The sequence below is a fragment of the Pseudomonas sp. Z1-29 genome (assembly GCF_051131995.1).
Taxonomy (GTDB): Bacteria; Pseudomonadota; Gammaproteobacteria; order Pseudomonadales; family Pseudomonadaceae; genus Aquipseudomonas.
Map to the genome: position 1 here is coordinate 2,300,684 of NZ_CP071645.1, position 12,855 is coordinate 2,313,538.

Here is a 12,855-nt window from a genome sequence, read left to right on the forward strand (position 1 = left end):
ACGGGTTTGATGGATTTCGGTAATGTCGGTTTAGTCGTAGCGGGACTGGTGGTCGGTTTCATCGTCGGGATGACCGGCGTCGGCGGCGGATCGCTGATGACGCCCATCTTATTGTGGTTCGGCATCAACCCCGCGACGGCGGTGGGGACCGATCTGCTGTACGCGGCCATTACCAAATCCGGCGGCGTTCTGGTCCATGCGAAAAACCGCAATATCGACTGGGCCATCACCGGCTGGCTGACTTTGGGCAGTGTGCCGGCGGTTGGGCTGACCCTGTGGTTTCTCAGCAGCCTGAACAGTTCTCCCGACGCGATGAACGCGGTCATCAAGCAAGCCCTGGGCTTTGTGTTGTTCGCCACCGCCCTGGCAATCCTGTTCAAGAAGCGCCTGCTGCAGTTTGCCCATGACCGCGCCGGCGGTCATTACAACCCCAGTGGCTCGCGGCTCAACCTGCTGACTGTCATCACCGGCCTGGTGCTGGGCACGATGGTCGCATTGACTTCCATCGGCGCCGGCGCCCTGGGCACCGTCGCGCTGTTCATCCTTTATCCGTTCCTGGTCACCAAGCGCCTGGTCGGCACCGAAATCGCCCATGCCGTGCCGTTGACCCTGGTCGCGGGCCTTGGCCATGCAAGCATGGGCAACATGGACTGGCACATCCTCGGCTTTCTGCTGATTGGTTCGTTGCCGGGCATCTATCTGGGCAGCCACTTGTCGGGACGCATTTCCGACGAGCTCCTGCGCCCTTGCCTGGCGGTGATGTTGGCCATGATCGGTTTCAAGCTCGCGTTCTGATTTGGTCGGAGTCATGGCTGCCTCGGCATAGTCATACCTGTAAACCAGGTACTGATGAGGCCTCGATCCATGAACAGCCCAGCCAGAGATCTGCTGCAACGCCTGCGCCGTCGTCGCGCCGAACCGCGCACCGATATCGCCGACATTCTGCGCCGTCACGCCGAACCGCTGCCTGCCGAGGACAGCCCGAGCTTTGGTGAAATGTTTGATCGCTTCGCCGACGCCAAGGTCGTGCTGATCGGCGAAGCCAGCCACGGCACCCATGATTTCTACCGCACCCGCGCTGCTATTACCCGGCACCTGATCGAGCGTCACGGCTTCGGCATTGTCGCGGTCGAAGCCGACTGGCCCGATGCCGGACAGATCGACCGCTGCGTGCGCGACCTGGGGCCTTCGGCCTGGAAACAGCAGGCGTTCGCCCGGTTTCCCAGCTGGATGTGGCGCAACACCGATGTCCAGGACTTTGTACGTTGGTTGCGCCGCTACAACCTCGGCCAGCCTGACGCTCGCCGCGTGGAGTTTCGCGGCTTGGACGTCTATAGTCTGCGCCACTCCATTGACGAGGTGCTCGATTACCTCGACAAGAGCCATCCCCACCTGGCCCGTGACGCCCGCCATCGTTATGGCTGTCTGACGCCCTGGCACGACGACCCGGCGCTGTATGGCCATTTCACCGAGCGCGGCAACCTGGCGACATGCGAAGACGCCGTGGTCGAACAGCTCAACACGCTGCTCGCCGAGCGCCTTGATCCGTTGATCGAGGATGACGAGGGCTTCTTCAGCGCGGTGCAGAACGCCCGGGTCGTACGCGCCGCCGAACAGTACTACCGCGCCATGTATCGCGGCGGCAAGTCATCCTGGAACCTGCGCGACCGGCACATGTTCGACACCTTGCAAAGCCTGCTGGAGCATCGCGGGCCCGATGCGAAAGCGATCGTCTGGGCGCATAACTCTCACATCGGAAACGCCGCCGCGACACGAATGGGCTGGGAGGGTGAGTTCAACATCGGCCAGTTGTGCCGCATGGCTTATGGCCGCGACGCGGTATTGCTGGGCATGGGCACCGACCGTGGCAGCGTGGCGGCAGCCGATGACTGGGACGCGCCGATGAAAATCAAGCAGGTGGTGCCGGCGCTGGCCGGCAGTTGGGAGCGGGAGTTTTCGCTGGCGGGTGTGCGCGCATCGCTTACGGACTGGCGGACCGACCCGGACGAAGCGCTGTTGGACGTGCTGTCCGAGCCGTTGCTCGAACGCGCCATCGGGGTGATCTACCGCCCTGAAACCGAACGCCAGAGTCATTATTTCGAAGCGGTACTGGCCGAGCAGTTCGACGCCTGGCTCTGGTTCGAGCAGACCGAAGCCGTCACGCCGTTGCCCACGCCGCACACGCTGGAACGCGAGGAAGACACCTTCCCGTTTGGCCTCTGAAGCAGGTCTGCCGTGGTTGCGCTATGGGTCCGTTGGCCTAAGCTTCAGGCAGGCAATAGCGGTATCGGGCGACTCTCGCGGAACAATCGCCGCCATGTGCAATCAGTACAGCGTAATTATCAAAAGGAGAGGCGCATGCTTATTCGGTCGTTGACCTTCGCTACCTTGCTGGCCATCGCCGGCCCGTTGTTCGCCGCCGATGGCGACTCACCCCTGGTAGCGGAGGTGGGCAAGTCCCGGCCTGTGATTGTCATTGCGCCCAGCTCTGTCGATCCTGCGTGGGTCAGCCTGAAGAAAGCCTTGGACGAGCCGGCGGGCAAGCAGGGTTTTTCGGAGCGCAACATGGTGCTCTATACCGTGCTCAATACCATCGGCCAGCGTGATGGCAAGGACCTCGACCCGCAAAGCACCATGGCGTTGATCCGTTCTCTCAAGCTGGGAGCGGGAGCGCAGACCAAGATCATCCTGGTAGGCAAGGACGGGGAAAAGAAGCTTGAGCATTCCGGCGCGATCGAACTGAAGCAACTGTTCGATACCGTCGACAAGCTGCCCGAGACGGAAAAACAAGCCACGGCGCCCACCCCACCGCCAGCGCCGGAACCCGAGCCGGCCAAGGACGCCAAAGGCACCAAGCCGGGCAAGGCAACCAAGCCTGCGGCTGCGCCGAAACCGTTGGATGACTGATTCCCCTAAGCGATGAGATCCCCTTGTGGTGAGGGGATTTATCCCCGCTGGGCTGCGAAGCAGCCCCATAACATTCTACTTCATCTGTCTGACAGACCCAGTCGCAGCATTGCAGGGCCGCTTCGCGCCCCAGCGGGGATAAATCCCCTCGCCACATTGGGCTCTCATTGCTGTTCCAGAGTCATCAGGATCTGGTGCGCGGCTCTCACCCGTTCTTCAATCGGGTAGTTCTTGTTCGCCAACATCACGATCCCCAAGTCCTCTCCAGCGACGAACGCTGCGTATGCGCCGAAACCGTTAGTCGACCCTGTCTTGTTGATCCAGGCGCCGTCGGGCGCGGGGCGCGGTGGGGTGAGCAGCTCGGCCTTTTGCGGCGTCAAAGCCATCTGTGGACTGTTGCCGGCGAGCAACCCATCGAGGGTGAGCGGAGGTAGGTAGAACTCCCAGCCCAGCCCCTGGTGCATCCCTCCAATCTTGTAGAAACCTGTTTGTGTCGTAGCAATGGCTCGCTGCAGGTCCGCGTCCAGTTTCCCGGGTTGCAGATTGACCTCGACAAAGCGGATCAGGTCCGCTGAGCTGATCTTCACCCCGTAGGCTTCGGAGGCCAGCGCGCCAGGCCCGACCCGCACAGGCTTGCCATCCTTGGCGTAGCCTTGGGCGTAGGTTGCCAGTTGATTGTGTGGCACTTGTACGTAGCTGTGCTTGAGGCCCAGCCCGGGCATCAGGGTCTGTTCCATCACCTCATCAAACGGTCGACCCAGGCTGCGGGCCGCCAGGAAGCCGAACAAGCCGATGCTCGGGTTTGAATAGAGCCGCTGGGTGCCGGCCGGGTAGAGCGGTTTCCAGGATTTGTAGTAGCCGAACATCCGGTCGGGATGGTCGGCATCGTCGGGAAACTGCAACGGCAGGCCGCCCGCGCTATAGGTGGCGAGATCGAGCAGGCGGGCGTTTTCAAGGGCACTGCCACGCAATTCGGGGGCATAGCGCCCGGCGAGGTCTGACAGCTGCAGTTTGCCCTGGGCCTGGGCGTAGGCGCCGAGTGTCGCGGTAAAGGTCTTGCTGATCGAGCCGACTTCGAACAGGGTCTGCTCGGTGACGGATTTTCTGGTGTCTTTGGAGGCAACGCCATAATTGAAGAACCGGCGCTGGCCGTTGTGCGTGATCGCCACGGCCATGCCCGCGATATCCTGTTCTTTCATCAAGGGTTGGATAACGGCATTGACCGTGTCTTCAATGCGCTCCTGGGCGAAGCCCGGGGTCGTCCCGCAGGCCAGGGCAAAAGTCCCGGCGAGTATCGATTTGGCAATGTGCATCTGGACCGCTCTCGTTAGCCTTCCTTGAGGGCGGTCAATCTAGGACGTTTTCCGCTGTCGGGCAATCCGAGGCTATCGAGTAGAGGCCAGGTTCAGAATGGTCCCACAAGGATACGGGAGCATTCCTACAAAAAAGCTCGGCGGCCTGACGCGACCGGCCTCAAGCCAAACCACACAAAGCGGCGGCCGCCGGGTAAACTCGCGGCTCTTTCCAAAGGAGTTCCCATGAGTTACTACCAGCCCGGCATTCTCGCCACCCCTGTTCCGCCTCAGGCCCGTCATCTGTTTTTTGCCCTGGAATCGGTCGAGGCACTGCCGGCTGCGATCGACAAGCTGTTGCTGCAACTGGATGGCCGCGTGGTAGTCGGCTTTGGCGAGTCGCTGGTTCAGGCGCTGGGCGCCAAGGTCGAGGGCTTGCGCGCGTTCCCGGCGCTGGCGGGCGTCGGCGTGGACAACCCTTCGACCCAGCACGCGCTCTGGTGCTGGCTGCACGGCGAGGACCGGGGCGAGCTGATGCACCGCAGTCGCGCCATCGAAGCGGCATTGGCGCCGGCACTGCGTCTGGTGCAGATGAACGAAACCTTTCGACACATGACCGGCCACGACCTGACCGGCTACGAAGATGGCACCGAAAACCCTCACGACGAAGCGGCCGTGGCCGCCGCCCTGGCCCAGGGCAACGACGGGCTGCGCGGTGGCAGTTTTGCTGCGATCCAGCAATGGCAGCATGACCTGGACGGTTTCGCCGCGATGCAGCCCCATGAGCGAGACAACATCATGGGCCGGCGCCTGAGCGATAACGAAGAGCTCGAAGATGCGCCTGAGTCTGCCCACGTCAAGCGCACGGCCCAGGAAAGCTTTGCTCCGGAGGCTTTTGTCGTACGCCGTTCCATGCCCTGGATCGAAGGTGACCGCGCTGGCCTGATGTTCCTGGCGTTCGGTTTTTCCCTGGACGCCTTCGAGGCGCAATTGCGGCGCATGAGCGGTCTGGAGGACGGTATTACCGATGGCCTGTATCGCATGAGCCGGCCGATTACCGGTGGTTACTACTGGTGCCCGCCGCAGTTGGACGGGCGCCTGGACCTGCGGGCTCTCGCCCGCTAAGCAGCGTCCCGCTCCGGCAGGCTGGTCGCGTTGTGCAAATCGTCGAGTCAACGCTATCCTTGGGCCCGACGTATTTGCCTGGAAACGGGAGAGCAAGCGTGGATAAAGTCATCGTCATCACCGGTGGCGGGCGTGGGATCGGGGCGGCCACGGCGTTGTTGGCGGCCGACCTGGGCTATCGGATCTGCATCAACTACCAGTCGGATGAAAACGCCGCCCAGGATGTGCTCGCCCAGATCCGTGCCAAGGGCGCGCAGGCCATTGCGGTGCGGGCCGACGTGAGCATCGAGGACGAAGTGGTCGGCCTGTTCAACCGCGTGGACACCGAGCTGGGCCGCGTCACCGCCCTGGTGAACAACGCCGGTACGGTTGCCCACAAGTCCCGACTCGATGAAATGTCCGAGTTCCGCATGCTCAAGATCCTGAAGACCAACGTGCTCGGGCCGATGTTGTGCGCCAAGCAGGCGGTGCTGCGCATGTCGCCCCGGCATGGCGGGCAGGGCGGCAGCATCGTCAACGTTTCCTCGGTTGCCGCCCGCTTGGGCGCACCGGGTGAATATGTCGACTACGCGGCTTCCAAGGGCGCATTGGACACCTTCACCGTCGGCCTTTCCAAGGAGGTCGCTGGCGAAGGTATTCGCGTCAATGCGGTCCGCCCGGGCTACATCTACACCGATTTCCATGCCCTCAGCGGCGATCCGGAGCGGGTCAGCAAGCTGGAATCGGCGATCCCCATGGCCCGGGGCGGACGTCCGGACGAAGTGGCCGAGGCGATTATCTGGCTGCTGTCCGACAAGGCTTCGTATGCGACCGGGACGTTTGTGGAGCTGGGGGGCGGGCGCTGATCCTGGATTGCCTGTTCCGGCGCCATCGCGAGCAAGCTCGCTCCCACATTGGAATGCGATCCCCTGTGGGAGCGAGCTTGCTCGCGATGGCAATCCTAAGGGCAACACCGCACTCAGAACGACCGGATAATCCGCCCCAACGTCTCCATGGCCTTTTCCGACACATCGGTCCAGGGCCCGCCATAGTTCAGGCGAATACAGTTCCTGAAGCGCCGGGTCGCTGAAAAGATCGGCCCCGGTGCGATACTGATGCCTTGCGCCAGAGCCATCTGGAACAGTTTCAGCGAATCAATCTGCTCCGGCAGCTCCAGCCACAAGAAGTACCCACCCGCCGGCTGGCTCACCCGAGTCTGCGCCGGAAAATACCGGGCTATGGCGGCGAGCATGGCGCTTTGCTGTTCTTCCAGCGCGTAGCGCAACTTGCGCAGGTGACGGTCGTAGCCTCCATGTTGCAGGTAATCGGCGATCGCGGCCTGGGCCGGCATCGAGGCGCACAGTGAAGTCATCAGCTTGAGTCGCTCGATCTTCCGGGCGTAGCGCCCGGCGGCGACCCAGCCGATGCGGTAGCCCGGGGCCAGGCTCTTGGCGAACGAGCCGCAGTGCATCACCAGGCCTTCGGTGTCGAACGCTTTCGCCGGCTTGGGTGCCTGCTGGCCGTAGTAGAGTTCGGCATAGACATCATCCTCGATCAACGGCACCTGGTAGCGACGCAACAGTTCGACCAGGGCCTGTTTGCGCGCTTCGGGCATGGTCGCGCCAATCGGGTTCTGGAAGCTGGTCATGCACCAGCAGGCCTTGACCGGATGGCGCGCCAGCGTCTGTTCCAGCACATCGAGATCAATGCCGTCGCGTGGGTGGACGGGGATTTCCACCGCCTTGAGTTTCAGCCGTTCGAGCACTTGCAGGCTGGCATAGAAGGCGGGCGCCTCGATTGCCACCAGGTCGCCCGGCTCGGTCACGGCTTGCAGGCACAGGTTCAATGCTTCCAGGGCGCCGTTGGTGACGAGCAGCTCCTCCATGGGCAGCATCAGCCCGCCGACCATATAGCGCAGGGCGATCTGGCGGCGCAGTTGAGGGTTGCCCGGCGACATGTCGGTGACCACTACGCGCGGATCCATGTCCCGCGTGGCGCTGGACAACGAGCGGGACAGGCGTTGCAGGGGAAACAGCGTCGGGCTGGGGAATGCCGAGCCGAACGGTACGGTCGTCGGATCCTTGATCGAGTCGAGCACCGAAAATACCAGTTCGCTGACGTCGACCTCGGTTGACTCGTGGACCTGGCTGCTCGCGACCGGCTCGCAGAACGGGCTCGGCGCGTGATGATTGACGAAGTAGCCGGAGCGCGGCCGGGCACGGATCAGACCACGTCGCTCCAGCAGGTAATAGGCCTGGAACACGGTGGACGGACTGACGCCGTAGGTCTGGCTGGCGTAGCGCACCGACGGCACCCGTTGGCCCGGCCCGAGCATGCCGGAGCGGATCAGTTCGGCGATATCGTCGGCAAATTTTTCGTAGCGTTTCATGGCAGGCCCGGTTTGGAATAACGCGTGGTTCGCGTTTTTAAATGTGGGAGCGAGCTTGCTCGCGATGAGGCCTGCACATACAACGTTGAGGTCGTCTGGCGGGCCGCCATCGCGAGCGAGCTCGCTCCCACAAAAGCAAGGCATCTTAAGGGTTCACCGATTCATCGGTGCTACAAAACGGCTTTTTGCTTCGCTGTAAACATCGGGCTTATCACTGTCGGCAACTTTGAACGTCAGTTCCTGCGAGCCTTTGTCCGGCCGTTCGTTGAGCATCGCCACCGACACCGGCACGTCGACGATTTCTCCGGGCGCCAGGCTCAACTGGGTCTTGCCTTGCAGGACGAAACCGTCGCTGTCCACCAGCGACAGTTGGTACGCCTGGCGTTGCTGGGTCTTGTTGATGATCTTCAGGCTGTAGATGTTTTCGATCTGGCCCTGGCTGTTCTCACGGAACAGCCCACGGTCCTTGCTCACATCCAGCGACACCATTGGCCGCTCCACCAGTGCCAGGGCCAGCGCAGCGATCATGACCATCAGTACCGCCGTGTAGCCGACCAGCCGTGGTCGCAGCAGGTGAGTCTTGCCGCCTTGCAGCTGACGTTCGGAGGTGTATTTGATCAGGCCACGGGCGTAGCCCATCTTGTCCATGATCGAATCGCAGGCGTCGATGCAGGCCGCGCAGCCGATGCACTCCATTTGCAGACCGTCGCGAATATCGATGCCGGTCGGGCAGACCTGTACGCACATCTGGCAGTCAATGCAGTCGCCCAGCCCGATGTTGGCCGGGACCGCATCGCGTTTGCGCGGGCCGCGAATTTCGCCACGGGCCACGTCGTAGGAAATGGTCAGCGTGTCCTTGTCGAACATCACGCTTTGAAATCGCGCATAAGGGCACATGTGCATGCACACGGCTTCGCGCAGCCAGCCGGCGTTGAGGTAAGTGGCCCCGGTGAAAAAAACCACCCAGAACAGGCTGACGCCAGCCATTTGCAGGGTCAGCAGCTCTTCCGCCAGCGGCCGGATCGGGGTGAAGTAGCCTACGAACGTCAGGCCGGTGAGCAGGCTGATGGCCAGCCACAACGTATGTTTGGCCGAGCGTCGCAGCAGTTTGTTCACGCCCCACGGCGCGGCTTGCAGCTTGATCCGCTGATTGCGCTCACCTTCGGTGATCTTCTCGACCCACATGAAGATCCAGGTCCATGAGCTCTGAGGACAGGTGTAGCCGCACCACACGCGCCCGGCGAACACGGTAATCGCAAACAGGCCGAACGCGGCAATGATCAACAACGCCGAGAGCAGGATGAAGTCCTGGGGCCAGAAGGTCGCGCCGAAAATATGGAATTTGCTCTCGGAAAGATCCCAGAGCACTGCCTGGCGACCGTTCCAGTCCAGCCAAACCGTGCCGAAGAACAGCGGGAACAGGACGCCGGCACCGCTGATGCGCAGGGTACGAAACAAACCGCTGAAGCTACGGGTGTGGATCAGGTTGTTGGTAGTCCTGGCCCTGATTCTCGTGGGTGCGGGGTCGAAAGTCTGTATCAACTGGGCGGGGATTCTTTCGCTCATGGTCGGTCGCTCATCAGCCGCTATCTGGCCGGAGCACTATGACCATTGAACTGTTTGCATAACAGACTCAGGTAGCGGGATAAAAAACGGATCAGATACCGCGCGGCCCCGGCCCTGCGACACTTTGATGCACCCGGCGATGACCGAACAACCCCCCTCCTATGGCTAGGGAGCAAGCTCCCTCGCCACGTGGAGTCAGATCACTGAGTCGCTGTCAGTCGCCTTCAGGTTCTGCCGTCCGTCAGCCGCTCCGGCCACGGTCAGGGCATCCACTTCCGCCTCGGTCAGGTAGACCCGCCCGCCATTGAGCTCCACGGCTGACATGGCCTTGTCCGGGTCGGTAATGATCGTCAACTCGCTCGCCGGTCGCTGTTCCTGGCCGTTGGGGGTGACGAAGTGGCAGGTCCGGTTGTCATCGATTCGTACAGTCATGTTGATGCTCCTTCCTTCAATGTCTGAACGTTAGGTGGCGTGCCGCCGGCAGGGTTCGTTGCGGCTGATCAGCGGTCGGTCGCACGTCTCGCATCGCTTGTGGTCCATCATTTATCGAGTGAAGAGAGGAAGGTCCATGGAATCGTGGTGGGATGAAGTATGGATAACCCTGCAAGCTGAATTCGCCGACATCACCGATACCGAGCAGATGACACGGGTGACGGTGCGCCTGGTAATGGCTGCACTGCTGGGGGGCATCCTGGGGTTCGAGCGTGAGCACAAGGGCAAGGCCGCCGGCGTGCGCACCCATATGCTGGTGGCGCTGGGCGCCGCGCTGTTCGTGTTGGTGCCGCAGATGTCCGGCTCCCAGGCCGACGCGATGAGCCGGGTGATTCAGGGCGTCGTCGCTGGCATCGGCTTCCTCGGCGCCGGCACCATCCTGAAAAACGACAATGGCGACGAAAGCCACGTAAAAGGCCTGACCACCGCCGCCGGCCTGTGGATGACCGCCGCCATCGGCGTTGCCGCCGGATTGGGCCGGGAAGCGACAGCGTTGCTCAGTACGGTGCTGGCGCTGGCGATTTTCAGTGTGATGCCGATGATTGTTCGGGCGCTGGAAAAAGATGAAAAGTTGTAACCATTCGCCGGACTGGGCATTGAATTCTGTGGGAGCGAGCCTGCTCGCGAAGGCGGAGTAATCAGCACCACCTATGCTGACTGACACACCGCTTTCGCGAGCAGGCTCGCTCCCACAGGTTTATCACTGATCTGTCGAGTCAAACCCGCTCCGGCGGCGCCTCGCTCGGCGGATCTCCCAAAGGCGGTTGCGGGTCCAGCGGTGGGTCTTTCTCTGGAATCGGCTCGGGATCCGGACCGGGTGGCGGCAGGATTGGGTCGTCGATGTTCGGATCGGGTGTTTCGGCCGGGATGGGAATGGTCATTCGATCGGGCCTCCGGGTTGGATGTGGCTTGAGTCGTGCTTGTCTGGTTGACCATGGCCCGACGGGTTTGATTCCCCGGTGCCGGCCAGTAAATCGTGCTGAACTTTTGGTCGCCGGTCCGGTTCGGAGCTTAAGTGAGTTAAATCAGGGACCCATTGGGCCTTTACCGCCACAAGCGCGTCCATGGGGCGTAGAAGGAGCGATGCTCGATGACTGCCGAACAGCCAAATGACCTGGCGTACAACCCGCATCTGCCGTTGTCCCAGGCGTTGTTATTGCCACGTATTGCGATTGAAAACACCATGCCGGTGATCGATGGCGGGCAGTTTGCCGCCAAGGCCCTGGCGGGACAGGACGTGACGGTGACCAGCAAGGTGTTTGCCGATGGCCACGATAAGTTGGCTGTGCGGATCCGCTGGCGTGCGCTGGAAGACGATATCTGGAACAGCGAAGTGATGACCGAGCTGGGCAACAACAGCTGGCGCGGTCAATTTAACCTACCGGCCGTCGGCCGCTACGTGTTTTGCATCGAGGCCTGGTTTGATCAGTTCGCCAGCTTCCGCTACGAGCTGGAAAAAAAATTCGCCGCCGGGGTCCCCATCAGCCTGGAGCTGCAGGAGGGTCGCAATCACGTGCAACAGGCTGCCGAGCGCAGCGATGGGGAATTGAGCGAACAGCTGGCCGAGTTGCACCAGCAGCTTTCGAGTCTGTTGCCAGAAGAACAGGTCGCCCTGTTCCTTGAACCACGCAGTGCGGACCTGATGTCGCTGGCCGACCATCGGCCTTACCTGAGCATCAGTCCCGAATATCCGCTGGACGTGGAGCGTGAGCGGGCCGAGTTCGCCAGCTGGTATGAGTTGTTCCCTCGCTCGATCACCGATGATCCCAGCCGCCACGGCACATTCAACGACGTGCATTCGCGCTTGGCGGTGATCCAGGACATGGGCTTCGACGTGCTGTACTTCCCGCCGATCCACCCGATCGGGCGCAGTTTCCGCAAAGGTCCGAACAACTCCCTGACCGCCGGCCCCGACGATCCGGGCAGCCCTTACGCCATTGGCAGCGAGGAGGGCGGGCACGAGGCGATTCACCCGCAGTTGGGGACGCGCGAGGATTTCCGCCGCCTGGTGGCCGCCGCAGCCGATCACGGCCTGGAAATCGCCCTCGACTTCGCCATCCAGTGTTCCCAGGATCACCCCTGGCTCAAGCAGCATCCGGGCTGGTTCAGCTGGCGGCCTGACGGCACGATCAAATACGCGGAGAACCCGCCGAAAAAATACCAGGACATCGTCAACGTCGATTTCTACGCCGCCGATGCGATACCGAGCCTGTGGACCGAACTGCGCGACATCGTGGTGGGCTGGGTCAACGAGGGCGTGAAGATATTCCGCGTCGACAACCCCCACACCAAGCCGTTGCCGTTCTGGCAGTGGCTGATCGCCGATGTGCGCACGCAGTACCCGGACGTAATGTTCCTGGCGGAAGCCTTCACCACGCCGGCGATGATGGCGCGGCTGGGCAAGGTCGGTTATTCCCAGAGCTACACCTATTTTACCTGGCGCAACACCAAGGCCGAACTGGCGACCTATTTCACTGAGCTCAATGAGTCGCCTTTGCGCGAATGCTACCGGCCGAATTTCTTCGTCAATACGCCGGATATCAACCCGGCGTTCCTCCATGAGTCGGGGCGCGCCGGTTTTCTGATTCGCGCCGCGCTGGCGACCATGGGGTCGGGCCTGTGGGGCATGTATTCGGGCTTCGAGCTTTGCGAATCAGCAGCGGTGCCAGGCAAGGAGGAATACCTCGATTCGGAGAAGTACGAGATCCGGCCACGGGATTTCACCGCGCCGGGCAACATCATCGCCGAGATCGCTCAGCTCAACCGTATCCGCCGCCAGAACCCGGCGCTGCATACGCACCTGGGGCTGAAGATCTACAACGCCTGGAACGACAACATCCTGTACTTCGGCAAGCGCACGCCGGATGGCAGCAACTTCATCCTGGTGGCGGTGAGCCTCGATCCGCGCAATGTCCAGGAAGCCAATTTCGAATTGCCGTTGTGGGAGATGGGCCTGCCGGACGATGCCCAGACCCAGGGCGAGGATTTGATGAACGGCCACCGCTGGACCTGGTATGGCAAGTACCAGTTCATGCGGATCGACCCGGCATACCAGCCGTTCGGGATCTGGCGGATCAGCGTGGCGTGAGGCGCGAGAACGGCTCT

General features: G+C 62.0%; 12 protein-coding genes. 7 read left to right on the plus strand and 5 right to left on the minus strand.

What is annotated here, in order from left to right; all coding sequences use genetic code 11:
• The first annotated feature begins 9 nt into the window (after window positions 1–9).
• The 3 genes from J3P84_RS10700 (at window position 10) to J3P84_RS10710 (ending at window position 2,907) form a co-directional block, all read left to right on the plus strand.
• Window positions 10–795 carry a sulfite exporter TauE/SafE family protein gene (locus J3P84_RS10700; RefSeq protein ID WP_045156451.1) on the plus strand — a complete coding sequence of 262 codons (786 nt, stop codon included), beginning with the start codon at window positions 10–12 and terminating at the stop codon, window positions 793–795.
• 69 nt (window positions 796–864) lie between these two features.
• The gene (locus J3P84_RS10705) at window positions 865–2,223 is read left to right on the plus strand and encodes an erythromycin esterase family protein (RefSeq protein WP_434630059.1); all 1,359 of its coding nucleotides are present in this window, start codon (window positions 865–867) and stop codon (window positions 2,221–2,223) included.
• Between the two features lie 135 nt (window positions 2,224–2,358).
• The gene (locus J3P84_RS10710) at window positions 2,359–2,907 is read left to right on the plus strand and encodes a DUF4174 domain-containing protein (RefSeq protein ID WP_434630061.1); all 549 of its coding nucleotides are present in this window, start codon (window positions 2,359–2,361) and stop codon (window positions 2,905–2,907) included.
• Window positions 2,908–3,071: 164 nt separating this feature from the next.
• On the opposite strand, the gene ampC is transcribed toward J3P84_RS10710, so the two are convergent.
• Window positions 3,072–4,220, minus strand: coding sequence for a class C beta-lactamase (ampC, locus tag J3P84_RS10715; RefSeq protein ID WP_434630063.1), 1,149 nt, complete (start codon window positions 4,218–4,220; stop codon window positions 3,072–3,074).
• 225 nt (window positions 4,221–4,445) lie between these two features.
• Here ampC and J3P84_RS10720 point away from each other — a divergent pair, with 225 nt between their 5' ends.
• Window positions 4,446–5,324, plus strand: a complete 879-nt coding sequence (locus J3P84_RS10720) for a Dyp-type peroxidase (protein ID WP_434573307.1) — start codon at window positions 4,446–4,448, stop codon at window positions 5,322–5,324.
• 98 nt (window positions 5,325–5,422) lie between these two features.
• Window positions 5,423–6,169 carry an SDR family oxidoreductase gene (locus tag J3P84_RS10725; RefSeq protein ID WP_305500206.1) on the plus strand — a complete coding sequence of 249 codons (747 nt, stop codon included), beginning with the start codon at window positions 5,423–5,425 and terminating at the stop codon, window positions 6,167–6,169.
• A 113-nt stretch (window positions 6,170–6,282) separates the two neighbouring features.
• Here J3P84_RS10725 and mapR read toward each other — a convergent pair whose 3' ends face one another.
• The 3 genes from mapR to J3P84_RS10740 form a co-directional block, all read right to left on the minus strand.
• Window positions 6,283–7,692: a GntR family transcriptional regulator MpaR gene (mapR, locus tag J3P84_RS10730; protein WP_305500207.1), complete on the minus strand. Its 1,410-nt coding sequence runs from the start codon at window positions 7,690–7,692 to the stop codon at window positions 6,283–6,285.
• Window positions 7,693–7,845: 153 nt separating this feature from the next.
• Entirely contained in the window at window positions 7,846–9,258 is a 1,413-nt protein-coding gene (ccoG, locus tag J3P84_RS10735; protein WP_434630066.1) for a cytochrome c oxidase accessory protein CcoG, read from the minus strand.
• Between the two features lie 195 nt (window positions 9,259–9,453).
• A complete protein-coding gene (locus tag J3P84_RS10740; RefSeq protein WP_434630068.1) occupies window positions 9,454–9,690 on the minus strand; it encodes a DUF3203 family protein in 237 nt (78 codons plus the stop codon).
• A 136-nt stretch (window positions 9,691–9,826) separates the two neighbouring features.
• Between J3P84_RS10740 and J3P84_RS10745 the strand changes: the two genes are divergently transcribed.
• A complete protein-coding gene (locus J3P84_RS10745; RefSeq protein WP_434573314.1) occupies window positions 9,827–10,327 on the plus strand; it encodes an MgtC/SapB family protein in 501 nt (166 codons plus the stop codon).
• A gap of 139 nt (window positions 10,328–10,466) precedes the next feature.
• Here J3P84_RS10745 and J3P84_RS10750 read toward each other — a convergent pair whose 3' ends face one another.
• Window positions 10,467–10,631, minus strand: coding sequence for a hypothetical protein (locus tag J3P84_RS10750; protein ID WP_434630070.1), 165 nt, complete (start codon window positions 10,629–10,631; stop codon window positions 10,467–10,469).
• Window positions 10,632–10,840: 209 nt separating this feature from the next.
• Between J3P84_RS10750 and J3P84_RS10755 the strand changes: the two genes are divergently transcribed.
• A complete protein-coding gene (locus J3P84_RS10755) occupies window positions 10,841–12,838 on the plus strand; it encodes an alpha-1,4-glucan--maltose-1-phosphate maltosyltransferase (protein WP_434630072.1) in 1,998 nt (665 codons plus the stop codon).
• Window positions 12,839–12,855: the final 17 nt, after the last annotated feature.